This is a genomic window from Dietzia sp. IBK-p2-15D (assembly GCF_057773105.1).
The window spans coordinates 19,583-44,270 of record NZ_JBYMTK010000009.1 but is presented as its reverse complement, the minus strand read 5'-3'; the positions used below and the strand labels follow the sequence as shown (position 1 = coordinate 44,270).

The window sequence follows — 24,688 nt, the reverse complement described above, 5'->3', positions numbered from 1 at the left end:
GACGAGCCGCTCGCCGGAGGGCATGTCGACCCCGCACCGCGCAGACCGGCCGCGCGACCGGCGCGGGGGACGGTACGCCTCAGCGCAGGGTGTCCTCGAGCATGTTCGGGCGGCACGCCGTCCGCGAGACGACCGTCATGATCGCCAACACCACCGTGAGGAACGCCAGGCCCGCCCCGAGCCCGGGGCCGTCGAACAGCATGCCGAACACGAGCGGCCCGAAGGACGCGGCCGTGTACCCCACGCCCTGGGAGAACCCGGAGAGCGCGGCGGAGCCGGCCTGGGTGCGCGTGCGGAGGTTGATCAGCGTGAGGCAGAGCGGGAACGTGCTGGGTCCCACGCCGAGCAGGCAGATCCACAACCACGCCGCGCCGGGAGCCCAGAGCAGGCCGGCGAACCCGGCCAGGTAGGACACGACGGAGACGACGACGACGGCGTACGGGTCCTCGAAGCGGCCCGCCGCCCACGGCACCACCAACGCCGCGATGAGGCCGATCGCCGAGTACACCGCCAACGCCAACCCGCCCTCCGCGCGCGTCATCCCGATCGATTCGGCCACGGCCGGGAGCCAGGTGAAGAACGCGTACGTGCACAAGGAGTTGGTTCCGAAGAACAGGGCCAGCGCCACGCCGACGGGCGAGCGCCACGGGCGGATGCGCCGGGTGGGGGTCGCGGCGGAGCCGTCGGGGGCGCTGGCGGCGGCGCTGTCGGTAGGGCCGCCGGCGGGGCGGGGGGACCCGGTGGCACGAGGGGAGTCGGTGTGGACGCCCGGCCGCACGATCTCGACGATCCAGGGGATCGCGGCGACGACGGCGAGGACCGCCCACCACCCGATGGAGACCCGCCACCCGGCGGCCTCCTCGACCGGCACCGCCACCAGCGCCGGGACGACGGTGCCCAGCTGCAGACCGGTGATGTAGGCCATGCTGACCGCGGCCACGTGCCGGGGGAAGTACTTCTTGACCAGGGGCGGGGCGACGACGTTGCCGATCCCCATCCCCGCCAGCGCGATGAGTGATCCCGCGCCCATCACCCAGGGGTCGTGGGCGGCGGCCCGGATGAGCTGCCCGACGGCCGCCGCGACCATCGCCAGGACCGTGAGCATCTCCAGACCCACCCGGCGTAGGACGATCGGGGTGAGCACACCCCAGACGGCGAACATCGCGGTCGGGACCATCCCGAGCAGCCCCATCCCGGCGGCGCCGAGGCCGATCTCGGCGTCGATCACCCCGAGCAGCGGGCTGAGGGAGGTGACGGCGGTCCGGAGGTTCAGCGAGACGAGGACGACGCCGACGAGGGCCACGAGCGGAAACGCGAGGGCACCCTGGCGGGACGATGCCCGCGGGGAACGGGGGGTCATGCCGACGTGTCCCCCACGAACTCGCCGACCTCGCGGGCCATGGACTGCAACCCGTCCATCGCGTGCGGCCGCGAACCGGGGTGCAGCGCGTGCACCGCCAACCGGAACACGGCAGCGCGCAACACCATCTGGGGCCACTGCTCGAGATGGCGCCATCTGCCGAGGACCCCGGTGTCGGCCGTCCCCCACGACAGGTGGTCGACGGCGACGACCGCGGCCGACCACGAGGCCGGCCGGGCATAGGGCACGACGTCGGTCAGTGCGGGTTCGGCGGACGAGTCGAAGAGCAGACCCCGGGCGAGATCCCCGTGGACCACGCCGGCCACGGGCATCCCGACCGGCCTGCGGTGCCGGATGAGGCCCGTCGCACCGAGCAGAGCGGCCGCACGGTGGGTCGCGAAGGGCGTGCCGCGGTCCTCCATCCCGGGCGCCAGGTCGTGCTCGGGGTCACCGTCCCAGGCGGCCGCCTCGGCGAACGCGAACAGGTCGGTCTCCGCCCACGGCCGCCTCGCCGGGCGGGTGGCGGGCCGCGGGGGCTCCACGTCGGCGAGCGCCGCGTTGATCCGAGCGGACCACGCGATGGTCTCGTCGGCGCGCGCCTCGGGGCGACCGGACACCACCCGGTCGGCGCGCCAGCCGGACACGACGTGGCGTCCATCGGTCGAGCGGACGGGGAGGGCAACCCGGAGCCCCGTCACGTCCAGTTCCTCCCGGACCCGGGCGGACCAGTTCGCCAGCGCCGTGTCCGCGACGGGGCGGAGCACCACGGCGGCGCCGGAGGTGGACACCAGCCAGCCGGTCCCGGAGCCGGCGACCACGGGGACGGCCGGGCCGTCCGCCACGCCGAACGCGCCACGGACGTGCTCGGGGACCCTCGCATCGTTCACACCGCCCACGCTACCCACCTCCTCGGTCAATACCCGGGCAGGGACGGGTCGACGTCGCGTGTCCACGCGTCGATACCGCCCGCCAACGACCGGACGCCGGTGAATCCGACCCCGGACAGGGTCGTGGCGGCGCGCGCGGAGCGCACACCGGACTTGCAGTAGAGGACCAGGCGCCCCCGGGCGGCGGCGCGACCGAGGACACCGGTGGGGTCCGCGGCGTCCTCGGCGACCGAGTCCAGGGGCACCCACACCGACGGCTCGATCCGGGCGATGGACCGCTCACCCGCCCCGCGGACGTCCACGAGGACCGGGGCGGCAGCGCCGGGGGACCCCGCCTGCGTCAACTCCTCCGCGAGCTCGACAGCGGTGACGACCGGCACGGCAGCCGGCCCGGCCGCCGGCACCTCGCAGGAGACGTCGTCGGCCCCGTCGGGCAGTCGGGTGACCGGCTCCCTCGACGGGTCCGGTCGGATCGTCACCGCCCGGTGGGTCGACTCGAGCAGATCCATCAGGACCAGGCGTCCGAGCAGGGGCCGGCCCGCTCCCGTGACGAGCTTGACCGCCTCCATGGCCATCATCGACCCGACCGTGCCACACAGCGCGCCCACGACCCCGGCCTCGGCACAGCTGGGCACCGACCCGGGAGGCGGTGGGGACGGGTAGAGATCCCGCAGGGTCACCGGGTCGGCGGGCGCCGGTGGGCGCGACCAGAACACGGCGAGTTGCGCCCGGAAGCGGTCGATGGTCCCCCAGATGAGCGGGATCCCGGCGATCTCGCAGGCGTCGGAGACCAGGTACCTGGTCGCGAAGTTGTCGCTGCCGTCGATCACCAGATCATGGCCCTCGAGAAGCGACTCGATGTTCAGGGCGTCGAGTCGGGCGTGGATCGCGTCGACCCGGACCCCGGGCGCCAACTCGGCCAGACGGTCCCTCGCCGAGTCCACCTTGGGTCGGCCCACGGCCCCGACGGAGTGGATCACCTGCCGGTGCAGGTTGCCGAGGTCCACCTCGTCGTCGTCGACGACCGTGATCCTCCCGACGCCCGCCGCGGCGAGGTACATGAGCACCGGGGCACCCAGGCCGCCGGCACCCACGACGAACACCGACGCGGCGCGCAGGCGACGCTGCCCCTCGTCGCCGATCGCGCCGAGCAACAGGTGCCGCGAGTACCGTTCCCGCTCGTCCCTCGTCAGGTCCGGTACCGGGTCCACCAGCGGGGGAAGGCCGCGGTCCCCCGGTCCGCCCGCGGCGGTCATCCCGCCACCGGGGGTCCGTCGGGGAACGGCCACGCGTTGTATCGACACGTGTCGTCGTTGTCCGGGACCACGCCCTCGGGATCCAACTGGTGGATGTCGCCGTTATTCACGCCGAACGTCTGCTGCATCATGATCGGCGCCAGTGCGCCGTCCGCGGGGCACGGCTCGTGGGCCGGGTAGCCGATCGCGTGGCCGACCTCGTGGTTGACCAGATACTGCCGGTAGGACCCGATGTCGCCCTGGAACGACCTCGCTCCCCGCACCCAGCGCGCGAGGTTGAGGTACACGCGCCCGGTGGCCGAGTTGTAGCAACTCGCCTCGAGTTCGATGTCGTACCCGCAGTTCTCGCGGACCGTCATGGGGCTCGCCAGCGAGACCCGGAACGCGGGCTCGTCCCCGGCGATCCGCCGGAACGCGACGGCGCCGTCGGCCGTCCAGCTCTTGGGGTTGGCCAGGGTCGCGTCGACCATCCTGGCGACCGAGTCGTCCCCGCCGAAGTCGACGGTGTCGATCCCGTCCTCGACCTCGACCGTGTAGCTGAACTGCTCGGCCGTCGGGCGTCCCACCGGATCGGTGCCGCCGGGCACGATCCTGAACTCCCCGCTCGCGGCCCCGATGAAGGAGCCGCCCTCCGGCAACTCACCACTGGGCGGGACCTCACCGGCCGCGGGCACCCCGACCACGGCCGGGGCCTCCTCCGCCCGGACCACCCGGTCCTCGTCCGACACGCCCGGCGAGACGATGGCGTCCCCGATCACCAGGGCGGTGAGCACCACGAGCACCGGGATCGCGTACGCGCGCCAGCCCCAGGTGGAGAGAAACCTGCCGACCGGGGTCTGTCGGCGCAGGTGGTCCCGCGATCCGGGCACCGACCGGCGGCGCCCCGGGGTCGACTCCTGCGGGTCCCACGGCGCGCGCAACGGCTCCCCGTGCGGAGGGTAGTACGGGGGTCGCTGACGGCCCTCGGCGTCCGCACCGCCCGACGTCCGGCGACGGCCGTCGCTCATCAGTACACCTCCACGTCCACTCCTCGATCAAGGCCTACACGATCCCACATGCCGGGTGAGGCGCCTCCTCCCGCACTCCGCCGCTACGGGTATTGTCCGTCTGGCCCGGACGCCTGTCGACTCCCGTCCGGGCGGAGAAGGAGCCAGCAGATGACGAGCCCGGACGGACCCTTCCCGGCCGCCCCGGGCCGCACCAGGGCGGCCCGCCTCCCCCGCGGGGCCCGGCGCAGCCAGCTGATCGACGCCGCCGGGACCGTGTTCGTCGACCAGGGGTTCCACGCCTCCGGGATGGATGACATCGCCGTCCTGGCCGGCGTCTCCAAGCCGGTGCTCTACCAGCATTTCGACTCCAAGCGCGATCTGTACATCGAGGTGCTGCGCCACCATGTCGACGAACTGCTCGGACGCATCCGTGCCGCGCTGGCCTCGACCTCCGACAACCGGCGCAGGGTCGAGGCGGCCGTCGACACGTTCTTCGCCTACGCCGACGCCGACACCCGCGGGTTCCGCCTGGTCTTCTACTCCGAGTCGGGTGACGAGGACGTCCGGCGGGAACTCGACCGGGCCACCGACGGCTGCATCGACGCGGTCCACGACCTCGTCCGCGGCGACTCCGGGCTCGACGCCCACCGCTCGCGACTACTGGCCGTCGGACTGGTCGGGGCCAGTCGTGTCAGCGCCGGGCACTGGCTCGACGCCGGCCGGCCGATCCCCCGCGCGGACGCCGTCTCGACGACGGTCACGCTGTGCTGGGGCGGTCTGTCGAAGATCCCGCGTCACGGAGGGGACCGGACCGAGCCGGACGACCAGGCCTGACCCCAGGGGGTCGGGGCCGCGAGGGCGGACCCCGGCCCGGGGTTCACTCCCTCAGGAGAGGAACCCGACCGCGCGGCGAGCGGTCTCGCCGATCTCGACGTACGCCACCCGATCGGTGGACACGAGGTAACGGCGCCCCTTCTCGTCCTCGAGCTCGAGTACCGCCTTGGCCTCCGCGGTCAGGGCCGCCTCGACGCGCTTGTACACGTCCTCCGGCGTCATCCCGGTCTTGAACACGAGCTCACGGTTGCTGTCGGCGATGCCGATCTTGACCTCCACGGTGCCTGCCCTTCTCGTCGTAGGCGCATGTCACGCCGTCATCGGCGGTGCGTGCGGTCCAGGCTAGCCCGACGCGCTCGAAAGGCGGCGGCACGGGATAGGATGTGTGCACGTGGATCACTCCCCGGGTCCGGATCGCTCCGGCGCCGGGCGTGACAGGTCCCGTGGAAATGTGCGCGCGCCCCGCTCGCGAGGCCGGACCTTGTGCGGCCCGAACCATCCGCGCGCGAGACGAGAAAGGCACCGCCCTGTCCACCACAGATGTCACCACCGAAGAAGTCGACGGCATGGCCACGACGACCGCCGTCGTCGACGCCCCGTCCTCCGACTCCTCCCCCAGCTTCGCCGAGCTCGGCGTCCGCCCGGAGATCGTCACCGCGCTCGCCGAGCGCGGGATCACCCACACGTTCGCCATCCAGGAACTCACCCTCCCGCTGGCACTGGCCGGATCCGACCTCATCGGTCAGGCCCGGACCGGCATGGGCAAGACCTACGGGTTCGGTGTCCCGCTCCTCCACCGCATCGCCACCGGCGAGGCGACGAGGACGCTCGACGGCACCCCGCGGGCGCTCATCATCGTCCCCACCCGCGAGCTGTGCGTCCAGGTCACCCAGGACCTCAAGATCGCCGCGACCGGCCTCACCGCGCCGGCGGCCTCCGGGTCCGGCACCCGCCCGCTCAAGGTCCTCGCGATCTACGGCGGAACGCCGTACGAGCAGCAGACCGAGGCCCTGGAGAAGGGCGTCGACGTGGTCGTCGGCACCCCCGGCCGCCTGCTCGACCTCGCGAACCAGTCGAAGCTCGTGCTGGGCAAGGTCGAGGCCCTCGTCCTCGACGAGGCCGACGAGATGCTCGACCTGGGCTTCCTGCCCGACATCGAGAAGCTGCTGCGCATGGTCCCGGAGAAGCGCCAGACCATGCTGTTCTCGGCCACCATGCCCGGCCCGATCATCACCCTGGCCCGCACCTTCCTCACCAAACCCACCCACATCCGCGCCGAGGCCGCCGACTCCGGCGCCACGCACGAGAACACCACCCAGTACGTCTACCGGGCCCATTCGCTCGACAAGCCCGAGGTGGTCTCCCGGATCCTCCAGGCCGAGGGCCGTGGCGCCACCATGATCTTCTGCCGCACCAAGCGCACCGCCCAGAAGTTGGCCGACGATCTCGCGGAGCGTGGCTTCCGGGTGGGCGCCATCCACGGCGACCTCGGCCAGGGGGCGCGTGAGAAGTCCCTCAAGGCGTTCCGCTCCGGTGACGTCGACGTCCTCGTCGCCACCGATGTCGCGGCCCGCGGGATCGACGTCGACGATGTCACCCACGTCATCAACTACCAGTGCCCGGAGGACGAGAAGACCTACGTGCACCGGATCGGCCGCACGGGCCGCGCCGGACGCACGGGTGTCGCCGTCACCCTCGTGGACTGGGACGACCTGCCCCGGTGGGGCCTGATCGACAAGGCCCTCGGACTCGGGTCCGGCGAGCCCGCCGAGACCTACTCGACGTCCCCGCACCTACGGTCCGATCTCGGGATCCCGGAGAGCGCCGGCGGACGCGTCGGCGCCCCCACCGGGACCGGCTCCGGCCGACGCCCGGCCGACCGCGACTCCCGCGGGCCCGCCCGGGAATCCGGGACCGGATCGGGACCCCGTCGGCGGCGTACCCGGACCGGGGCCTCCGGCGCTGACGGGGCCTCGACGCCCGCCACGTCCGGTGACCCCGCTCCCGGGACCGACAGCGGAGACGGTTCGGCGACCGCCGGGGACGCACCCCCGCGGCGCCGCCGTCGCCGTCGGCGCCCCTCGTCGTCGTCGCCCGACCAGGCCGGTCAGGACTGACCGGGCCACCACCTCCCCACACACGGCACGTGCGCGCAGACAGACACGCCACCGGCGGCCCGGGCCGACGGTTCCCCGGTGTGCCCTCCGAACGGGGGACACGCCGCGATCTGGCGACCGCGGCCGTCATCGTCGTCGTCATGGCGGTGGTGGCCGCCGCCGTCCTGCTGTCGGGGAGCGCGAACCGCTCGCACTTCGGCGCCGCCGACGACGAGCAGCCCGTCTACGGCCCCGCGGTCGAACGCCCCACCTCCCTCCAGCCCCTGTGGTCCCACGCGTCGGGGGGCGCGGGCGCCCCACTGACCACGAAGGGCAACCTCGTCACCATCGACGACGACGGGACCCTCGTGGGCCGCGACGCGGGCTCGGGCGAGCCGCGGTGGACCTACTCGCACGCCGGACGTCCCTGCGCGGCCACGTTCTATGCCGACATCCTCGCCGCGGCGTTCGACGGGGCCGCCGGGTGCAGTGACGTCACCGCCCTCGATCCGACGACGCAGCAGTACACGAGCACCCGGCAGAGCGCCTTCACCGACGCGATGGAACTGACCTCGACCTGGCGGCACGCGCTCGCCTCCAGCCCGGAGCGGCTCGAGATCTGGCGCGACGACCTCGTCCGCACCGTCGAGTACGGCGCCGTCGAGGCGCCCCAGGAAGCCGACATGCAACCACGCGCCGACTGCACCCTCGGAACGGCCGACCTCACCGACGACCGGTTCGCCGTCGCCGAACGCTGCCCCGGCGACGACTCCACACGGCTCACGCTCGCCGAGACCGTCCCCGAGGACAGCCGCAAGCCCGAGGAGATCGCCTCGGAGACCACCGGCGCCCGTGGCCTGTGGATCATCGACGTCACCGACGAGGGCGTCCTCGCACTGACCGACCGTGACGGTGCCTGGGCCGTCGAGTGGTTCACCTCCCCGCGCCAGTACTCCCCCGTCCTGCGGCTGGACTCCGAACCCGCGGCGAAACCGGGCGCCACCACACTCTCCGGCGACGACACCCAGGCACGGTGGTTCGACGGCGGCGCCACCCACGCCTTCCGGACCGATACCGGCCAGCACACCTGGACGGCCGGCGGGGCGACCGGCCCGGGCCTGACCGGCGGGTGGTCACCCGACCCTGACGTCACCACCGCGCGGGATTGGGTACTGCTCCCCGTCGCCGGCGGTTTCGGTCTCCTGGACCACGACTCGGGCGTCGAGACACTCCGGCTGGGTGCCACCTCCGCGGAGGGCGACGGCGTCACCGGGCTGGCGCAGATCGGCGACATCCTCTACGAACGCCGCGGCGGCTCGATCCACGCCTACAAACTGCTGGCCTGACCGGGCCGCGGACGGCCGGTCAGGCGGCGTATCAGACGGTCAGGCGACGTACCAGTCGGTCAGGCGGCGTACCACTCGACGGCGTCGCGCCGGAACAACGCCACCAGGGCGGACGCACACACCACCGCCAGAGCGATCCCGGCCAGGTACTGGTGCGACCCCACCCCCACGTACCACGCGACGAAGAGCAGCAGCAGCTCTGCGATCACCACCAGACCGCGGCCCCACCGCCGACCGCGCAGCAGTCCCAGCCCGGCGGCCAACAACCCGCCCCCGAGGATCGCGAACCACACGGCGGTCCCGTACCCGCTGATGACCACGGTCTCCTCGCGGTGGCCGCCGATCGCACGGACCAACAGGACCACCGCGATGCCGACGCCGATGAGCCCCTGAGCAGAGGCGATCCAGCCGGCGAGGCGGACCGGGCCGGGGATCGCGATCCGCGGGTCTGGCGGAACACGGGGCTCGTCCTGTCGTCTCACGTTCACCTCTCAAGACTATGTGGCACCGGATCCACCGGGCCCCACACCCCTGGTGGGGCGCGCTCCGCCTAGGCGATAACAGCCTCTGGTGTGCGCTTTCGCGCCGATTTGACAAAGCGCGTGACGTTTACCACATCGAGGTTCAAGAGGGTTGACTTGTCAGGGAATCGTGGGACGATCAGTTGTAACAGCGCAGACACACCGTGTTTGCCTTGCCTTAACCGGGAGCCACTCCAGCAGGAGCGAGCCCGCGGAGCGGGTACAACCCCCACCACCCCGTCGGGTGTCACCGAACACGCACGTTCTCACGTCGATCGTACAGGTCCACGCCTGAACGGCGCGTTTTCGTGCTGCCCGGCGCACCCGACCTCGGTCTCACGACGAAGGAGTTCCCATGGACTGGCGCCACAAGGCCATCTGCCGCGACGAGGATCCCGAGCTGTTCTTCCCCGTCGGCAATTCCGGCCCCGCCCTCGCGCAGATCGCCGAGGCGAAGATCGTCTGCAACCGCTGCCCCGTCACCGCCGAGTGCCTGACCTGGGCCCTCGAGTCCGGCCAGGACGCCGGCGTGTGGGGCGGCATGAGCGAGGACGAGCGTCGCGCCCTCAAGCGTCGCCGCGCCCGCACCCGGACCACGGTCTGACCCCGACCGTCTGACGCGGCCGTCGTCCGACCCCAGGACGGCCAGCGTACGAGAGGCCGGTTCCCAACCCGATCAGGGTGGGAACCGGCCTCTCGCCCTTGTGACGGCCGATCGGTCAGTCGATGACGGCGATGAGATCGCCCGCCTGGATGACGTCCCCGGGCTTCACCGCGACCTCGGTCACGGTTCCCGAGCCCTCACACAGCACCGGGATCTCCATCTTCATCGACTCCAGGAGAACGATCGTGTCGCCCTCGGCGACCTCGGTGCCGACCGCCGCGACGACCTCCAAGACGTTCGCGACCATCTCGGCACGGACCTGTTCAGTCATATGGATAATTCCTCTGCTTCCTCGACAACGGCCCCCGGACACCTCCAATGCAACCACACGGGCCCGCGCATGGAAGACTTGTACACCGACGAAAGGAGGCGACCATGAGCAAGCGTGGCCGCAAGAGGCGGGATCGCCGTAAGAAGAACGCCAACCACGGTAAGCGTCCGAACAGCTGAGTCCGGACGCCGTGGACGACGAGGGGGCGGGCACCTGACCGGTGCCCGCCCCCTCGTCGTCCGTCACCGCGTCCGCGGATCAGCCGAAGTCGCGTCTCTCGACGGTCGTGTGTCTGTGAACCACGGTGGTGCCGTCCGCATCCGTCGTGGTCACCGTCGTGCGTCGGATCTCCACCATCAGGCGTTCACGCAGCCCGGTAGGAGCCTTCTCGCAGCACGAACTGGAGAGCTTCGCCTTGAGGCGGCGCTCCGAGAGGAACAACTCCCGGCAGTCCGGACACCCCGCGAGATGATGTTCGAGTCGAGAGCGGCAGGCGTCGTCACACTCGAGGTCCACCAGCAGGGACAGGTCGCGCTTCGCCGACCGGCAGTCGATCTCGTCGAGTCGTGGGTCGTGCTCCCTCATCACTTCGCCCCCTCCTCGCGGTCGCGGCCGAAACCCCGCTCGGTGGCCACGTCGCGCAGCAGCTCGCGCAGCTGCTTGCGACCGCGGTGTAGACGCGACATCACGGTCCCCAGCGGGGTGTCCATGATCTCCGCGATCTCCTTGTACGGCAGGTCCTGGACGTCGGCGTAGTACACCGCCATCCGGAACTCCTCCGGCAGCTCGGCGAGGGCCGCCCGGATCTCGTCGTCCGGCAGCAGTTCCATCGCCTCGACCTCCGCCGAGCGGAGGCCCGTCGAGGTGTGCTCGGCCGCGGCGGCCAACTGCCAGTCCGTGATCTCATCGGTCGGGTACTGCGCGGGCTGGCGCTGACGCTTGCGGTAGTGGTTGATGTAGGCGTTGGTGAGGATGCGATGCATCCACGCACGGAAGTTGGTCCCCGGCTTGAACGAGTGGAACCCCGCGAAGGCCTTGGCGTAGGCCTCCTGCACCAGGTCCTCCGCATCGGCGGGATTCCGGGTCATCCGCAAGGCCGCGCCGTAGAGCTGGTCGAGGAGTGGCATCGCCAGCTCCTCGAACTTCTCTGCGCGCTGGTCAGCCTCGTCGGGCTGCAACTCGGTCGGCAACCGGAACTCCTCACCTGTCGGTGTCCCGGAGTCTAACCGCACGCCCGGGGCGTCGAGGACCGCGGTCCGCATCGCACCCTCCCTTCCGACCCGGGACCTACCCCGGGTACCTGCTGGGAATCAACGCGGTGGACCGCCGCGGTATTCCGGACCCCGTCACCCGCTAGGCTCCCGTCCCGTGGGCAGCAGGAAGGGACGAGGCGGCGCCGCGGCGACCCCGGCGATCGTCGCGCTGCGCGACGCCGACATCGACCACACCGTGCACACCTACGAGGTGACCGGTGACGCCGCCTACGGCGACGAGGCGGCCCGCGTGATGGGCGACCGACTGGGGGTGGCCGCGGACAGGGTGTTCAAGACACTGGTCCTGGCCACCGGCAGACCTCCCGAGGGGTCACGGGTCCCGCACGCGGTGGCGGTCCTGCCCGTGACCTCCTCGCTGGACCTCAAGGCCGCGGCCGCCGCCCTGGGGTGCGGCAAGGCCGCCCTGGCGCCGATCGACGTTGCGGAGAAGATCACCGGGTACGTCGTCGGGGGCGTGTCGCCCGTCGGCCAGCGGCGCCCCCTGGCGACGGTGGTGGACGCCTCGACCCTGGGCCATCCCACGATCCTGTGCAGCGCCGGCAGACGCGGGTGGGAGATCGAGCTCGCCCCCGTGGATCTGGTGGCGATCACCCGGGCGGTGACCGCCCCGATCACGGCCGGCTGACCGCCCGGTCACGACCGCGGGGAGACGACCGCATGGACACGACCGAGTGGACACGGCTGTCCGGATTCGACCGCCTAGAAGAGCATCCCCTCGGCGGGGTCGACCGGCCGCACCAGCTCCGGGCCGTCGTTGCGGACGTTGGACACCGCCCGCGACACCGGCCTGATCTCCACCGACTCGGCCCACTCGCCCAGGTCACCGCCCGCGCCCTCCACCAGGTCGCGCGGGTCACGCATGACGGCGGGATCGAGCCAGTCCCCGAGCATCTCGGGGCGGACCACCAGCGGCATCCGGTCGTGCACCCGGCGCAGCGACCCGAGCGCCTCCGTGGTGAGGATCGTGCACGACAGCTGGGTGACCGTCTCGTCCACCGGGTCCCGTCGGGCCTCCCACAACCCGGCCATGAGCAGGCCGCGGTCCCCCGGCAGGCTCATGAAGTACGGCTGCTTGGGACCGGCCTTCCCGCCGGGGGTCGCGGGCTCGCCCGGCACCCACTCGTACCAGCCGTCCATCGGGATCACGCAGTGCCGGCGGGCGACCGCGGATCGGAACGACGGCTTGGAGTACGCGGTCTCCACCCGGGCGTTGAACAGGTTCGGCAGCCGCTGCGAGTCCCCGGCCCACGACGGGACCAGACCCCACCGCATCGCCCGGAGCACCCGCCGGGGCGTTCCCGGGCCCGGGGTCACGCCCCGACCCGCCGTCGCCGCCGTTCCGGCCGGCTCGACGAGCCTCTCTGAACGCGGGACGTCCAGAGTCAGGACCGGGATCGTGGTGGTGGGCGCGATGTTGAACCGCGGGGCCCGGGGCGCGATGGCGGGGAACAGACCGGGAGGCGGGGAGCTCGCCTCGTCGACCGCGTCCAGCTCCACCGCGAGCAGCGCCGGGTCCGAGGAGAGTGAGAACCGTCCACACATGCCGACATCCTCGCACCCGGGTCCGGCGGATGCCGCCGCGATGGGCGACAATGACCAGGTGAGTCATTGGAACGCGCCCGTCGCCGCCGGCCCCGTCGACGCGGACGTCACCATCCCCGGGTCCAAGTCACTGACCAACCGTGCCCTGGTGCTCGCGGCGCTGGCCGACGGCCCCTCCCGCCTGGTCGGCACCCTGCGCAGTCGGGACACCGATCTCATGATCGGCGCGCTGCAGGCGCTGGGGACACGCATCGAGGGACCGTCCGGACCGCTCGGCCCGGGTGACACCGACCTCGTCATCACCCCCGGTGAGCTGCGGGGCGCCGACGTCGAGTGCGGACTGGCCGGCACGGTGATGCGCTTCGTCCCGTCGGTCGCCGCCCTGGCGACCGGCCGGTCCACCTTCGACGGTGACCCCGCGGCCCGTGTCCGCCCGCAGGCCACCGTGCTCGACGCCCTGCGCTCACTGGGTGCCCGGATCGCCGGGGGCAGCCTGCCGTTCACCGTCGACGGCACCGGCTCGCTGCGGGGCGGCCGCGTCGAGATGGACGCCTCCGCCTCCTCGCAGTTCGTCTCCGGCCTGCTGCTCTCCGCCGCGCGGTTCGACGAGGGCGCCGAGCTGGTCCACACCGGTTCCTCCCCCGTCCCCTCCGGGCCGCACATCGAGATGACGCTGGAAATGCTCCGCGAGTCCGGCGTCACCGTCGACCAGCCGACCCCGTCCTCGTGGCGGGTCGCGCCGGGTCCGATCGTCGCCGTTGACAGGGTCGTCGAACCGGACCTGTCCAACGCCACCCCGTTCCTCGCCGCCGCCGCGGTCACCGGCGGGACCGTCCGCGTCCCGCACTGGCCCGCCGCCACCACCCAGCCCGGGGACGCCATCCGCGGCATCCTGCAGGCCATGGGCGCCACCGTCACCCTCGAGGCCGCCGGGGACGGGGACGGGCAGACCGCGGGCGGGCAAGGGCATGGCACCCTCGTCGTCGTCGGACCCGAGCGCCTGTCCCCCGTCGACCTGGACCTGTCCGCCATCGGCGAGCTCACGCCCACCGTCGCCGCGCTGTGCGCGCTCGCCGACGGCCCCTCCCGGCTCACCGGCATCGCGCACCTGCGCGGACACGAGACCGACCGCCTCGCCGCGCTCGCCGCGGAACTCGGCGCCGTGGGCTGCGGCGTCACCGAACTCGCCGACGGCCTCGAGATCACCCCGGCCCCGCTGCACGGCGCGCCGTGGCGCGCCTACGCCGACCACCGCATGGCCACCGCCGGCGCCATCATCGGCCTCGTGGCCCCGGGCGTCGGGGTCGACGATGTCGAGTCCACCTCCAAGACCATGCCCGGCTTCACCGCGATGTGGGCCGACATGCTCGCCGGACAGGGCTGACGGGCGGCCATGCCGAGCGGACGGGGTGCGGGCAGCGCACGAGGATGGGACGAGTCCGACGTCCGGATACGGCCCGGGAAGGGCTCACGCCCCAGGACCAAACGTCGGCCCAGCCATGACGACGCCGCCGCCGCGATGATCGTCGCCGTGGACCGCGGGCGCTGGGGCTGCGTGCTGCTCGACGACGGCCCCGACCACACCGCCGGGACCCGCGTCGTCGCCATGCGGGCCCGCGAGCTCGGCCGGACCCCCGTGGTGGTGGGTGACCACGTGGGCGTCGTCGGCGACCTCACCGGCGCGCGCGACACCCTCGCCCGGATCGTCCGCGTCGAGGAACGCTCGACGGTGCTGCGCCGGACCGCCGACGACTCCGACCCCTACGAGCGGGTCGTGGTGGCCAACGCCGAGCTCCTGCTCATCGTCGTGGCCGTCGCCGACCCCCCGCCGCGCGCCGGGTTCGTCGCCCGCGCCCTCGTCGCCGCCTACACCGGGGGGCTCGACCCCGTCCTGTGCCTGACCAAGGGCGACCTGGACGACCCGTCGGTGTTCGCCGCCGAGTTCGCCGAACTCGACGTGCCGGTCCTGCGGGTGGGGGTCGACGACGAGCTGGACGATCTCCACGACCTGATCGACGGCCGAATCTCCGCGATGATCGGGCACTCGGGCGTCGGCAAATCGACGTTGGTCAACCGCCTGGTCCCCGATGCCTACCGGGCGACGGGCGTGGTCTCCGGCGTCGGAAAGGGCCGACACACCTCCACGCAATCGGTCGCCCTCGAACTGGCGACGGGCGGCTGGGTGGTCGACACCCCCGGCATCCGCAGTTTCGGGCTGGCCCACGTCTCCCCCGACGACGTGGTGGCCGCGTTCTCCGACCTCGACGAGATCGCCGGCGCGTGCCCGCGCGGATGCACCCACCAGGGCCCGCCCGCGGACCCCGAGTGTGCCTTCGACGCCGTCACCGACCCCGCCGTGCACCGGCGGGCGCTCGCGGTGCGGGAACTCCTCGGGGCGCTGCAGTCCAACGACCCGTGGGCGCTGGGATTCGACCAGGACTGATCCGGGGACCTGCGGCGGGGCGTGGCCCGGCGGCCGGGCGTGGCCCCGACAACGGCCGTGGCCCGGCCGGCACCCGGGCCTCACGGGGGCGCCGGCCGGGCGGCCGATCAGATCTTGATCTCGACGTCCCCCAGCGCCACCGAGACGCAGGTCTGGATCCGCTCCCCCGGACCGTGGTCGGTGCCGTTGCGCAGGTCGCGGACGTGGCCCTCCTCCAGGCCCACGACGCACGTCTGGCAGATACCCATCCGGCAGCCGAACGGCATCTGCACGCCCACGCTCTCCCCGCCCTCGAGGATCGTGGTGGCCCCGTCGAGCTCCACCGTCTTGTCGGTCGAGCCGTACTTGACGGTCCCGCCCGACGCGCCCGCGTTGCGGTCCACGGTGAAACGCTCCATGTGGAGGTCGTCCCGTCCCGTTGCCTCGAAGTGCTCGGTCAGCTCGTCGAGCATCGCCGAGGGCCCGCACGCCCAGGTGGGACGCTCCGACCAGTCCGGCACGAGCGCCGACATCTGCTCGGAGTCGATGCGGCCGTCCTCGCTGGTCACCCGCAGGTGCAGCGTGTAACCCGGCTGGGTGCGCTCCAGCGCGAGGAGCTCGTCGTGGAACAGTGCGTCATCACGGTCGCGGATCGAGTGGACGTGCACCACGTCGGGGAACCCCTCGTCGGCCGAGCGGCGGTCCAGCGACCGCAGCATGCCCATCACCGGGGTGATGCCCGAGCCGGCGGTGACGAACATCAGCTTCTCGGGCGTGGGCGAGGGCAGGTGGAAATCACCGGCCGGCGCCTGCAGCCGGACGATCATCCCCGGCTCGACCGTTCCGACGATATGGTTGCTCAGCAGCCCCTCCGGCAGGGCCTTGACCGTCACCGAGTACTCGCCACGCCCCGTCGTGGGCGCCGACGTCAACGAGTACGAGCGCCAGGTCCACCGGCCGTTGAGCAGGACGCCGATCCCCAGGTACTGACCGGGGCGGTACTCGGGCGTGGCGCCCCAGCCCGGCTTGATCACGAGGGTCACCGCGTCGTCGGCCTCACGGCGCACGGAGACGATCTCGCCGCGCAGCTCGCGGGACGACCACAGCGGGTAGATGAGCGACGAGTAGTCATCCATCCGCAGCGGGTGGGTGAGGCGGTTGAGGAACGTACGCGCCCCCCGCGGCTCCGGAACCCGCGCGGCCGCCGCACGCAGGACGCGATTGAGCCCACTTCTCGACTCGGACACTGGTGCCTCCTTGAAAACGGATCCCCGCGGCCCGGGGGTCGGACCGCCGCTTCCGGACTATGAACCTACGGTAGCGTAGGTTCCCGTCCGGCGGGATCCCCCGGGCCGATTCTCCACGCCGTCGACCCGGGTCCGCAGGCGATCGGGGCAGTCCCGGCATCCGGGCGGTGTCCGGCCCGGGTGCGCCCGCACCCCTAGAGCAGCGTGAGCAGGAACGGCAGTTCCACCGCGTCGTACCACGCCAGGTCGACGTCGAGGGCGTCACCGACGGTGAGCTCGGCGTCCTCGTCCCCCAGATCCGCACGGTCCACCACCTCGACCGCGTCCTTCACCAGGTCCACGGCCCCGGCCAGATCAACGTGGACGGCGGCGATCTCCGCGGTCCCCACCGTGGCACCGTCCAGCCGCACCACGGCGGTGTCCAGGTCCGGCCGCGGCTGCACCCGCCCGTCGGGGACGTCCGCGCTCACCACGACCCGCCGGTACGGGTGGGCCTCGTGCGCGGCGCCGGAGTCGAGTTCACCGCCGAGCAGCCGGAGCGACGCCCGCGCGGCCTCGAGGAACGCCACGTGTTCGATCTCCTCCATGTCGCCCTCGGCGTAGGACTCGATGAGCGCGGGGGTCGCCGCGAACGCGGTGCCGCTCCGCACGGGCATCTCCCCTGCCTCGAGCAGGGTCTCGAGCATCGCCATGGTGGCGGGGACGAACAAACGCATGATGGACTCTCCTCGGGCGGGTGATGGTCAGCAGGCGGTGCTGCTCAACCGGCGGTGCCGGTGAGCTCGTCCAACGCGGACGAGATGAGCTCTCCGATCTCCTCCACGTCCGGGACGGCCTGGCGATCCGAGGTGAACCCGCAGTACACGGCCCCGGCATAGCTGCTCATCGACACGGCCAACGCCTGCCCCTCGAGCAGGGCCGGGACGGGGTAGACCTCGACGAGTTCGCCATCGCCCCAGAACACCTTGCGCTGGGGACCGGGCGCGTTCGTGACGACCAGGTCGTAGCTCTCCGACGGCAACATGATCGCCGCCCGGGAGGCCAGCGCGTGCAGGGTGGGCGGAGCGAACCCGGACAGCCGCGCCAGGGACTTGGCCCCCACGGCCTCACGCGGATGACGCTGGGTGGCCGTCTCGCGGGCGATCTGCGCCAGACGCATACGGGGATTGGGCTCCCCGACCGGCATGCCGATGAGCGCCGAGGCGATCTCCGCCGAGGTGGCCTCGCTCTGGTTCTCCGACCCGTCGGCCTCCGAGGTCACCGCCATCGGCACGATCGCCCTGAGCGTGTCCGAGGTGGACAGGGGGTGGCCGCACGACAGGATCCAGGACCGCAGTGCCCCGCAGAGCACGGCGAGCACGACGTCATTCACCTTGCAGGAGTGCTCGCGCGCGATCTCCCGCGCCTGCGCGAGAGGGAAGGACGCCAACCCCACCCGGCTCCCGCGGGGACGGGTGGTGCGGAACATCTCCGCCAGACCGCCTGCGGGACGGAACACCGACAGATTCGCCGCGCCGACCAGTCCGCGGGTGGCCCGCTCCAGCGCGTGAGCCAGGCGGGCCGAGCGGCGCACCAGCTCCAGGGGGTCGGTCGCGATGGTCATGAGCGCGTCCAGGACGAGGACCCCGTCCCCGGGCGCCGGCACCGGGGTCCACGTGGCGACCTCGTCGACATCCGCGGAGGCCCGCTCGTCCGTCACGAGCACCTGGGCGAGATCCACGGCGTGGGGACCGCCCAGCAGCGCATGGTGCGTCTTGGTGAGGATCGCCAACCGTCCATCCGGAAGCCCCTCGATGAGGTACAGCTCCCACAGCGGGCGATCCGCCTCCAGTGGCCTGTCGACGAGCCGCGCCACGAGGTCGGCCAGCTGGCGCATCCCGCCGGGAGCGGGGAGCGCCGACCGCCGGACGTGGAAACTGAGGTCGAAGTCCGGGTCGTCCACCCACACGGCCCTGGCCAGGGAGAAGGGGATATGCCGGATCCGTTGACGGTACCGGGGCGCGTCGGCCAGGCGGGCGTCGACGAACTCCATGACGCGGTCGATGTCCCACGGTTCGTCCCTGGCGACCAGCGCCAACGAGCACGAGTGCCTGCTCCGGGAACGCGCGGCGTCACCGACGAGCAGATCCGCGTCCGCGGTGGCCAACCTGGTCGCCACGGTGTCAGACCACCTCGTCCAACCCGAGGAGTCCCCGGATCTCCACGGCCGCACGGTCGAACACCTGGTAGAACACGCCGATCATGCCGGTCCGCACGGCGCCGAGGACGTTCTCGATGGCGTCGTCGACCATCACGCACTCCCGCGGCTCGAGTTCGAGCCGGCGCGCCGCCTCCAGGAACGCCTCGGGCTCGGGCTTCTCCACCCCGGTCACACCGCTGAGCACCACGTGCTCGATCCCGAGATCGCGGGCGTCCTCCCGGACACGGTCCGCCCCCGGCCCCTCGGGTTCATTGCTCAGCACGGCGAGACGGACGTCATTCGCCCTCGCACCGGTCAGGATCGACCGCCAGTTCTCACGGTCCTCCTCCGTGCCGTCCAGCACCCCGAAGTAGTCGACTATCAGTCCACGCATGGGGACAGCCTAGGCAACACCCGGGCACGGTGCAGTAGGCGAGGTGGAACCGGGCGCCCGTTCCGGCGCGTCATGAGGGGTAGAGCACGCCAGACCACCCCGGGTCCGGCGCGGGAGGGAGCAGACCCCAGATGGCACCGACGCCCGTTTCGCCACCCACGACGGTGCGGCCTCACCGGTCGGCCGAAACCGATCGGGAGGCCGGCCGCGTCCGGCCCCTACCCTCCACCGAACCCGCGCCGGGAGTGCCGGGGGCCGCGGGGACGACGGATCGGGAGTGCGTCGTCACCCCGCCCGCCAGGCCGGTGCCGGCTCCGGAACGCGGCGTCCCGGTCCCCGCGCGGCGGGCCGCACACGCCCTGGTCGTCATGGCTCTGGAAGTCGTGGATCGCAGGCGGGCCCCGCACCACACCAGGGGCGCGTTCCCGCCCCATCTCGCAGAGATGCTGCGCACGCTCGCGCGTGACGGTGTGCCCGGACAGCACCTGGGACCAGCCAGGGTTCACCGGCTGCACATCCACGCCGCCGACCCCGGTCGGGCGGAGCCCGGCAGGTCGGAAGGCCGCACGGCCGACCCCGGACGAGCGCCGGACGCGGAGGCGGTCGACTACGAGGTCTGCGCCACGTACGCCCGCGGGCCGCGACTGTTCGCCGTCGCGGCCCGCATTCGGGTCACCCCCACCGGTGCCGGCTGCGTAGCCCTCAGGTTGGTCTGAACCATCCCGCGGGCCGCGCGGGGGTGCCGGGTCAGTCCCGGCGGCCCCTGGTGGCGGCCTTGGCCGCCCTCTCGCGGCGCTCTGCGCGCTGCTGCCGCTCCTGAGACCGCCGCTCCGCCCGGTTCGCGGAGGCACCCTCGTCGACCAGCTCCGGGTCGCCACTCTCCGACGGGCCGGAGAACTGCATCTGGTCCGCACTCACATCCCGGCCGGTACCGGCGGCCCGGAGGATCGGATTGGCGCCGGCGAGTGCCGCCGCCTGCGACGCGGAGGGACCGGCCATCGCCTTCTGCTGCTGGTTGGCCTCGACCTTGACGTTGAACAGGAACGCCACCGTCTCTTCACGGACGCCGTCCATCATCACCGAGAACATGTCGTAGCCCTCGCGCTGGTACTCGACGAGCGGGTCACGCTGGGCCATCGCGCGGAGGCCGATGCCCTCCTTGAGGTAGTCCATCTCGTAGAGGTGCTCGCGCCACTTCCGGTCGAGGACCTGCAGCATGACCGACCGCTCGAGCTGACGCATGGCACCCTCGCCACCGATGCCCTCGATCTCTGCCTCACGCTCGTCGTAGCGGGCGAAGACGTCGTCGAGGACGGCGTCCTTGAGGTTCTTGGCGGACAGGTCGCCGGACGACCCGTACTCGTCGCCGTCGATGATGTCCTGCGCCGCGATCGTCACCGGGTAGAGCTGGTGGAGCGCGTCCCACAGCTTGTCCAGGTCCCAGTCCTCGACGTACCCCTCGGCGGTGGCACCGTCGACGTAGGCGCTGACGACCTGGTAGATCATCGACTCGACCTGGTCGGTGATGTCCTCGCCCTCGAGGATCCGCTTGCGCTCACGGTAGATCACCGTGCGTTGCTGGTTCATCACCTCGTCGTACTTGAGGACGTCCTTGCGGATCTCGAAGTTCTGCGACTCGACCTGCGTCTGGGCGTTCTTCACGGCCCGCGAGACCATGCCGGCCTCGATCGGCACGTCGTCGGGCAGGCTCAGACGATTCATGATCGCCTCGACGGCAGCACCGTTGAAGCGCCTCATGAGCTCGTCACCCAGCGAGAGGTAGAAGCGTGACTCGCCCGGGTCGCCCTGACGTCCCGAGCGCCCGCGCAGCTGGTTGTCGATGCGCCGCGAGTCGTGCCGCTCGGTGCCGAGCACGTACAGGCCACCGGCTTGGCGGACCCGCTCCGCCTCCTCCTTGGTGAGCGTGCGCATCCGCTCGATCTCGGTGTCCCAGGCCTGCTCGTACTCCTCCGGGGTGGTGACCGGGTCGAGTCCGCGCTCGCGCAGGTTGAGGTCGGCGATGATGTCGGCGTTGCCGCCGAGGACGATGTCGGTGCCGCGGCCGGCCATGTTCGTGGCGACCGTGACCGCACCGGGCCGTCCGGCCTGCGCGATGATCTGCGCCTCCGAGGCGTGGAACTTGGCGTTGAGGACGTGGTGCTTGATGCCCTTGCGCGTGAGCAGCTTTGACAGGTGCTCACTGCGCTCGACCGAGGCGGTGCCCACGAGCACCGGCTGCTTCTTCTCGACCCGCTCGGCGATGTCCTCCACGACGGCGGCGAACTTCGCCTCCTCCGTCTTGTAGATGAGGTCCGCCTGGTCCTCGCGGGCCATCGGCCGGTTGGTCGGGATGGGCATGACCTCGAGCTTGTAGATCGAGTAGAGCTCGGCGGCCTCGGTCTCGGCCGTGCCCGTCATGCCCGCCAGCTTGTCGTACAGCCGGAAGTAGTTCTGCAGGGTGATGGTGGCCAGCGTCTGGTTCTCGGCCTTGATCTCCACGCGCTCCTTGGCCTCGATCGCCTGGTGCATGCCCTCGTTGTAGCGGCGACCGTCGAGGACGCGGCCGGTGAACTCGTCGACGATGATCACGTCGCCGTCGCGGACGATGTAGTCCTTGTCCTTGGTGAACAGCTCCTTGGCCTTGATGGAGTTATTCAGGTAGCTCACCAGTGGCGAGTTCGCGGCCTCGTAGAGGTTGTCGATCCCGAGCTGGTCCTCGACGAACTCCACGCCCTGCTCGGTCACGCCGATGGTCCGCTTCTTGCGGTCGACCTCGTAGTGGGTCCCCTCCTCCAGCAGCGGGGCGATGCGCGCGAACTCGCCGTACCACTTGCTGGAACCGTCGGCGGGGCCCGAGATGATGAGCGGGGTGCGTGCCTCGTCGATGAGGATCGAGTCGACCTCGTCCACGATCGCGTAGTTGTGGCCGCGCTGGACCAGATCGGCGGTGTCGTGCGCCATGTTGTCGCGCAGGTAGTCGAAGCCGAACTCGTTGTTGGTCCCGTAGGTGATGTCGGCGTGATAGGCCTCGCGGCGCTGCGCCGGGGTCATCCCGCCGAGGATCGCTCCCACCGACAGGCCCAGGAAGCGGTGGACGCGACCCATCCATTCCGCGTCGCGCTTGGCCAGGTAGTCGTTGACGGTGACCACGTGCACGCCGTTCCCGGCGAGGGCGTTGAGGTAGGCCGGCAACACACAGGTCAGGGTCTTGCCCTCACCGGTCTTCATCTCGGCGACCGAGCCGGTGTGCAGCACGATGGCGCCGATGATCTGCACCTTGTAGGGCTTCTGACCGAGGACCCGATGGGCCGCCTCGCGGGCCACCGCGAAGGCCTCCGGGAGGAGCTCGTCCAACGTCTCCCCGTCGGCGACGCGACGCCTGAACTCGTCGGTCTTTGCCCGCAGTTCGTCGTCGCTCAGCTTCTCCGTCTCGTCGGCGAGTGTGTCCACGTAGTCGGCGAGAGCGGTGTACTTCTTGAGCTTTCGCCCCTCGCCGGCACGGAGCAGCTTGGAAAGAATCGACACAGTCTCGAACGTCCTCGTGGTCGGGGAAGTGGTCGTGGATACGGCGACCTGCGTGGCGACACGCGGGCCCGTCCTCATCCTAGGCGCTGTGGGCCGTCGTGACACGCCGAGGGCGGTCCGGTCAGGGGGGACCGGACCGCCCTCGGGGGTTACGGGACGGGGCCGTCAGCCCTCGTCGCTCAGGGTGATGAGCCCGTAGTCGAACGCGTGCCGGCGGTAGACGACGGTGGCGCGTCCGGTCTCGGTATCCCGGAAGAGATAGAAGTCGTGGCCCACCAGCTCCATCTTCTCGAGTGCCTCGTCGACCGACATCGGGGCGCCGTCGTGCTCCTTCTTCCGCACGATCTGTCCCGGCATCTGCTCGTCGACCCCGTCGTTGTACTCGGCGCCGTCGACCCCGTCCAGCATCTCGGCCGGGGCGGCGTCGGCCGTCAGCTCGGCGGTCGCCTCGGCGACGGACTGGGGGCGCCGGTGGCCGGAGTGGCTGATCTTGCGCCGCGTGCGGGCCTTGCGCATCTGACGCTCGAGCTTGGCGACCGCCGACTCGAGGGCCGCGTAGAAGGTGTCCTCGGCCGCCTCCGCGCGAGCGACGCCGGGCTTGCCCTTGAGGGTGATCTCGATGCGCTGGCTCACCTTGGACAGCCGCGGGTTGTTCTCGTGCAGCAGGATCACGTCGAACCGTTGGATGGCCGGCGAGATCTTCTCGATCTTCGCGAGCTTGGCGTTGATGCGGCTCGCGAAGTGTTCGGGGACCTCGACATTGCGGCCACGGATGGTGACCGGGGCCTCCGGCGTACCGGGGTCGTCTGTCGACGGACCGTCGAAGGTGGCGGGATCAAGCAGGACTGCGGGGGTCTTCGCCATCGAAGCTCCTCCTCATCGGGCCTGCGGCGGACCGCTGCGGCCGATCCGGTAACCGCCCGGAATCCCGGCCGAAGGGGCCACCCACATGGCTGAGTGGATACTCTGCAGACGCTGTCCACCGGAGCCGCCAGGCGGCGAACGTGCTGGTGAACGCGTCCAAAACCCACCCTACCCCCTCGCGTGGGCGCGGACCCGCGGACCGCGAAGGTCGCGTCGACCCCTCCCCCGCGGGGAGTCGTCCGCCGTCAGGCGGCGGTCACGGCGAGCACACCCGTGACGCGCAACCCGCCCGCGTCCAGGACCGCGACGCATTGCGCGGCAGTGGCGCCCGTGGTGACCACGTCGTCGACGAGGAGCACGGTCGACGGTGTCCCCAACAGGGCGGGCACGGTCGCCGGCGCCCCCGGGGTCGCCCGCAACCCGGTGCCCACCGGGCGGCGGCGGATCCGCCCCGAGAGATTGTCCGCGCGGGCCTGCGCGCCGAGCCCGGCCGCATCCCGCACCCGTCCCCGGACCTCGAGGAGCGGGGCCACCACCACCGGCCCGCCCGGCACCGAGTCGGCGAGCTCGGCGGCGAGGACGTCCACGACGCCGCGGACGTGGTCGAACCCCCGTCGCCGCCGGGCCCGGGCCGACGCGGGGGCGGGCACCAGCACGGTGGGGCGGTCGCCCGCCTCCGCGATCTCCCCGGCTGCCCGGAGCGCGTCGATGGCCGCGGCCAGTGCCGCTCCGAGGGGCCGTGCCAGGTCGGCCCGCCCGCGGTCCTTGTAGGCGGACACCGCCCGGGCGGCCGGGCCGGCGTGCCGGGACAGCGCCCAGACCGGTACCCGTAGGTCGGCGCGGGTCCGCACTCCCAGCGGGGCGCCCGCGAGTGTGGCGGCGCAGTCCGGGCACCACCGGTGACGGGGGCGGCCGCACCCGGCGCATTCCAGGGGTACGACCAGGTCGGCGAGAGCTGCGGTCCAGGTCTCCCCGCCGCGCCACCGGGCCGGCGCTCCCTCGTCCCCGGCGGTCACC

The 24,688-nt window shown here is 71.9% G+C and carries 26 protein-coding genes; 9 read left to right on the top strand and 17 right to left on the bottom strand.

All coding sequences use genetic code 11. The features are described 5' to 3' along the window. Positions 1 to 79: 79 nt before the first annotated feature. From AC3DEV_RS12565 to AC3DEV_RS12550, 4 genes are read right to left on the bottom strand one after another with little or no spacing between them, the layout of a single operon-like run. Positions 80 to 1,360, bottom strand: a complete 1,281-nt coding sequence (locus tag AC3DEV_RS12565; protein ID WP_488372334.1) for an MFS transporter — start codon at positions 1,358 to 1,360, stop codon at positions 80 to 82. Next, the gene (locus AC3DEV_RS12560; RefSeq protein WP_488372333.1) at positions 1,357 to 2,247 is read right to left on the bottom strand and encodes a TIGR02569 family protein; all 891 of its coding nucleotides are present in this window, start codon (positions 2,245 to 2,247) and stop codon (positions 1,357 to 1,359) included. Before AC3DEV_RS12560 ends, AC3DEV_RS12565 begins: the two co-directional genes overlap by 4 nt. A 26-nt stretch (positions 2,248 to 2,273) precedes the next feature. After that, the gene (locus AC3DEV_RS12555) at positions 2,274 to 3,503 is read right to left on the bottom strand and encodes a ThiF family adenylyltransferase (RefSeq protein ID WP_488372332.1); all 1,230 of its coding nucleotides are present in this window, start codon (positions 3,501 to 3,503) and stop codon (positions 2,274 to 2,276) included. Continuing rightward, positions 3,500 to 4,510: a DUF3152 domain-containing protein gene (locus AC3DEV_RS12550; RefSeq protein ID WP_488372331.1), complete on the bottom strand. Its 1,011-nt coding sequence runs from the start codon at positions 4,508 to 4,510 to the stop codon at positions 3,500 to 3,502. The genes AC3DEV_RS12555 and AC3DEV_RS12550 overlap by 4 nt, the downstream gene beginning before the upstream one ends. Positions 4,511 to 4,660: 150 nt before the next feature. Here AC3DEV_RS12550 and AC3DEV_RS12545 point away from each other — a divergent pair, with 150 nt between their 5' ends. After that, a complete protein-coding gene (locus AC3DEV_RS12545; RefSeq protein WP_488372330.1) occupies positions 4,661 to 5,326 on the top strand; it encodes a TetR/AcrR family transcriptional regulator in 666 nt (221 codons plus the stop codon). A gap of 51 nt (positions 5,327 to 5,377) precedes the next feature. On the opposite strand, the gene AC3DEV_RS12540 is transcribed toward AC3DEV_RS12545, so the two are convergent. Next, positions 5,378 to 5,605, bottom strand: a complete 228-nt coding sequence (locus tag AC3DEV_RS12540; protein ID WP_067712332.1) for a DUF3107 domain-containing protein — start codon at positions 5,603 to 5,605, stop codon at positions 5,378 to 5,380. Positions 5,606 to 5,823: 218 nt separating this feature from the next. On the opposite strand from AC3DEV_RS12540, the gene AC3DEV_RS12535 reads away from it, so the two are divergent. After that, entirely contained in the window at positions 5,824 to 7,443 is a 1,620-nt protein-coding gene (locus AC3DEV_RS12535; RefSeq protein WP_386850695.1) for a DEAD/DEAH box helicase, read from the top strand. Between the two features lie 29 nt (positions 7,444 to 7,472). Continuing rightward, positions 7,473 to 8,768 carry an Rv3212 family protein gene (locus AC3DEV_RS12530; RefSeq protein ID WP_488372329.1) on the top strand — a complete coding sequence of 432 codons (1,296 nt, stop codon included), beginning with the start codon at positions 7,473 to 7,475 and terminating at the stop codon, positions 8,766 to 8,768. A gap of 59 nt (positions 8,769 to 8,827) precedes the next feature. On the opposite strand, the gene AC3DEV_RS12525 is transcribed toward AC3DEV_RS12530, so the two are convergent. After that, on the bottom strand, positions 8,828 to 9,256 hold the full coding sequence (locus AC3DEV_RS12525) for a hypothetical protein (protein ID WP_488372328.1): 429 nt from the start codon (positions 9,254 to 9,256) through the stop codon (positions 8,828 to 8,830). A 388-nt stretch (positions 9,257 to 9,644) separates the two neighbouring features. Between AC3DEV_RS12525 and AC3DEV_RS12520 the strand changes: the two genes are divergently transcribed. Further along, on the top strand, positions 9,645 to 9,893 hold the full coding sequence (locus tag AC3DEV_RS12520) for a WhiB family transcriptional regulator (protein ID WP_067712327.1): 249 nt from the start codon (positions 9,645 to 9,647) through the stop codon (positions 9,891 to 9,893). A 115-nt stretch (positions 9,894 to 10,008) separates the two neighbouring features. Here the strand turns inward: AC3DEV_RS12520 and AC3DEV_RS12515 are convergent, their stop codons facing one another. Continuing rightward, positions 10,009 to 10,224 carry a biotin/lipoyl-binding carrier protein gene (locus AC3DEV_RS12515; RefSeq protein ID WP_067712324.1) on the bottom strand — a complete coding sequence of 72 codons (216 nt, stop codon included), beginning with the start codon at positions 10,222 to 10,224 and terminating at the stop codon, positions 10,009 to 10,011. 104 nt (positions 10,225 to 10,328) lie between these two features. On the opposite strand from AC3DEV_RS12515, the gene AC3DEV_RS12510 reads away from it, so the two are divergent. Beyond that, positions 10,329 to 10,403 (top strand): 50S ribosomal protein bL37, encoded by a 75-nt coding sequence (locus tag AC3DEV_RS12510; protein WP_370452405.1) that lies wholly within the window; start codon positions 10,329 to 10,331, stop codon positions 10,401 to 10,403. Positions 10,404 to 10,482: 79 nt separating this feature from the next. Here AC3DEV_RS12510 and AC3DEV_RS12505 read toward each other — a convergent pair whose 3' ends face one another. Continuing rightward, the gene (locus AC3DEV_RS12505; protein WP_067712322.1) at positions 10,483 to 10,809 is read right to left on the bottom strand and encodes a zf-HC2 domain-containing protein; all 327 of its coding nucleotides are present in this window, start codon (positions 10,807 to 10,809) and stop codon (positions 10,483 to 10,485) included. After that, the gene (locus AC3DEV_RS12500) at positions 10,809 to 11,486 is read right to left on the bottom strand and encodes a sigma-70 family RNA polymerase sigma factor (protein ID WP_067712319.1); all 678 of its coding nucleotides are present in this window, start codon (positions 11,484 to 11,486) and stop codon (positions 10,809 to 10,811) included. Before AC3DEV_RS12500 ends, AC3DEV_RS12505 begins: the two co-directional genes overlap by 1 nt. A 106-nt stretch (positions 11,487 to 11,592) precedes the next feature. Between AC3DEV_RS12500 and AC3DEV_RS12495 the strand changes: the two genes are divergently transcribed. Further along, complete coding sequence (locus AC3DEV_RS12495; protein ID WP_488372327.1) at positions 11,593 to 12,123, top strand: aminoacyl-tRNA deacylase; 531 nt, start codon at positions 11,593 to 11,595, stop codon at positions 12,121 to 12,123. Positions 12,124 to 12,197: 74 nt separating this feature from the next. Here the strand turns inward: AC3DEV_RS12495 and AC3DEV_RS12490 are convergent, their stop codons facing one another. Further along, entirely contained in the window at positions 12,198 to 13,040 is an 843-nt protein-coding gene (locus AC3DEV_RS12490; protein ID WP_488372326.1) for an SOS response-associated peptidase, read from the bottom strand. Between AC3DEV_RS12490 and aroA the strand changes: the two genes are divergently transcribed. Then, positions 13,039 to 14,424, top strand: a complete 1,386-nt coding sequence (gene aroA, locus AC3DEV_RS12485) for a 3-phosphoshikimate 1-carboxyvinyltransferase (protein ID WP_488372325.1) — start codon at positions 13,039 to 13,041, stop codon at positions 14,422 to 14,424. The genes AC3DEV_RS12490 and aroA overlap by 2 nt on opposite strands. 9 nt (positions 14,425 to 14,433) lie before the next feature. Continuing rightward, on the top strand, positions 14,434 to 15,483 hold the full coding sequence (gene rsgA, locus AC3DEV_RS12480) for a ribosome small subunit-dependent GTPase A (protein WP_132063701.1): 1,050 nt from the start codon (positions 14,434 to 14,436) through the stop codon (positions 15,481 to 15,483). 107 nt (positions 15,484 to 15,590) lie between these two features. Here the strand turns inward: rsgA and AC3DEV_RS12475 are convergent, their stop codons facing one another. The 4 genes from AC3DEV_RS12475 to AC3DEV_RS12460 all read right to left on the bottom strand — a co-directional run bounded on the left by AC3DEV_RS12475 (position 15,591) and on the right by AC3DEV_RS12460 (position 19,282). After that, positions 15,591 to 16,709 (bottom strand): ferredoxin reductase, encoded by a 1,119-nt coding sequence (locus AC3DEV_RS12475; RefSeq protein ID WP_067712304.1) that lies wholly within the window; start codon positions 16,707 to 16,709, stop codon positions 15,591 to 15,593. Positions 16,710 to 16,903: 194 nt separating this feature from the next. Further along, positions 16,904 to 17,425, bottom strand: coding sequence for a DUF6912 family protein (locus AC3DEV_RS12470; RefSeq protein ID WP_067712302.1), 522 nt, complete (start codon positions 17,423 to 17,425; stop codon positions 16,904 to 16,906). Positions 17,426 to 17,469: 44 nt separating this feature from the next. After that, positions 17,470 to 18,867: a wax ester/triacylglycerol synthase family O-acyltransferase gene (locus tag AC3DEV_RS12465; RefSeq protein WP_488372324.1), complete on the bottom strand. Its 1,398-nt coding sequence runs from the start codon at positions 18,865 to 18,867 to the stop codon at positions 17,470 to 17,472. A gap of 4 nt (positions 18,868 to 18,871) precedes the next feature. Continuing rightward, positions 18,872 to 19,282, bottom strand: a complete 411-nt coding sequence (locus AC3DEV_RS12460; RefSeq protein WP_067712297.1) for an HAD family hydrolase — start codon at positions 19,280 to 19,282, stop codon at positions 18,872 to 18,874. A gap of 368 nt (positions 19,283 to 19,650) precedes the next feature. Between AC3DEV_RS12460 and AC3DEV_RS12455 the strand changes: the two genes are divergently transcribed. Continuing rightward, positions 19,651 to 19,998 (top strand): hypothetical protein, encoded by a 348-nt coding sequence (locus tag AC3DEV_RS12455; RefSeq protein ID WP_488372323.1) that lies wholly within the window; start codon positions 19,651 to 19,653, stop codon positions 19,996 to 19,998. Positions 19,999 to 20,029: 31 nt separating this feature from the next. Here the strand turns inward: AC3DEV_RS12455 and secA are convergent, their stop codons facing one another. The 3 genes from secA to AC3DEV_RS12440 form a co-directional block, all read right to left on the bottom strand. Beyond that, positions 20,030 to 22,807, bottom strand: coding sequence for a preprotein translocase subunit SecA (secA, locus tag AC3DEV_RS12450; protein WP_067712293.1), 2,778 nt, complete (start codon positions 22,805 to 22,807; stop codon positions 20,030 to 20,032). A 165-nt stretch (positions 22,808 to 22,972) separates the two neighbouring features. After that, positions 22,973 to 23,671 (bottom strand): ribosome hibernation-promoting factor, HPF/YfiA family, encoded by a 699-nt coding sequence (hpf, locus tag AC3DEV_RS12445; protein ID WP_067712290.1) that lies wholly within the window; start codon positions 23,669 to 23,671, stop codon positions 22,973 to 22,975. A gap of 245 nt (positions 23,672 to 23,916) precedes the next feature. Next, positions 23,917 to 24,687 (bottom strand): ComF family protein, encoded by a 771-nt coding sequence (locus AC3DEV_RS12440; protein ID WP_488372322.1) that lies wholly within the window; start codon positions 24,685 to 24,687, stop codon positions 23,917 to 23,919. Position 24,688 lies beyond the last annotated feature (1 nt).

Coding starts and splice junctions, on each gene's coding strand:
- aroA (WP_488372325.1), top strand. CDS start 13,039: ATGCCGACATCCTCGCACCCGGGTCCGGCGGATGCCGCCGCGATGGGC.
- AC3DEV_RS12500 (WP_067712319.1), bottom strand. CDS start 11,486: ATGCGGACCGCGGTCCTCGACGCCCCGGGCGTGCGGTTAGACTCCGGG.
- AC3DEV_RS12545 (WP_488372330.1), top strand. CDS start 4,661: ATGACGAGCCCGGACGGACCCTTCCCGGCCGCCCCGGGCCGCACCAGG.
- AC3DEV_RS12520 (WP_067712327.1), top strand. CDS start 9,645: ATGGACTGGCGCCACAAGGCCATCTGCCGCGACGAGGATCCCGAGCTG.
- AC3DEV_RS12460 (WP_067712297.1), bottom strand. CDS start 19,282: ATGCGTGGACTGATAGTCGACTACTTCGGGGTGCTGGACGGCACGGAG.
- AC3DEV_RS12515 (WP_067712324.1), bottom strand. CDS start 10,224: ATGACTGAACAGGTCCGTGCCGAGATGGTCGCGAACGTCTTGGAGGTC.
- AC3DEV_RS12565 (WP_488372334.1), bottom strand. CDS start 1,360: ATGACCCCCCGTTCCCCGCGGGCATCGTCCCGCCAGGGTGCCCTCGCG.
- hpf (WP_067712290.1), bottom strand. CDS start 23,671: ATGGCGAAGACCCCCGCAGTCCTGCTTGATCCCGCCACCTTCGACGGT.
- rsgA (WP_132063701.1), top strand. CDS start 14,434: ATGCCGAGCGGACGGGGTGCGGGCAGCGCACGAGGATGGGACGAGTCC.
- AC3DEV_RS12505 (WP_067712322.1), bottom strand. CDS start 10,809: ATGAGGGAGCACGACCCACGACTCGACGAGATCGACTGCCGGTCGGCG.
- AC3DEV_RS12470 (WP_067712302.1), bottom strand. CDS start 17,425: ATGCGTTTGTTCGTCCCCGCCACCATGGCGATGCTCGAGACCCTGCTC.
- AC3DEV_RS12550 (WP_488372331.1), bottom strand. CDS start 4,510: ATGAGCGACGGCCGTCGCCGGACGTCGGGCGGTGCGGACGCCGAGGGC.
- AC3DEV_RS12555 (WP_488372332.1), bottom strand. CDS start 3,503: ATGACCGCCGCGGGCGGACCGGGGGACCGCGGCCTTCCCCCGCTGGTG.
- AC3DEV_RS12455 (WP_488372323.1), top strand. CDS start 19,651: ATGGCTCTGGAAGTCGTGGATCGCAGGCGGGCCCCGCACCACACCAGG.
- AC3DEV_RS12490 (WP_488372326.1), bottom strand. CDS start 13,040: ATGTGTGGACGGTTCTCACTCTCCTCGGACCCGGCGCTGCTCGCGGTG.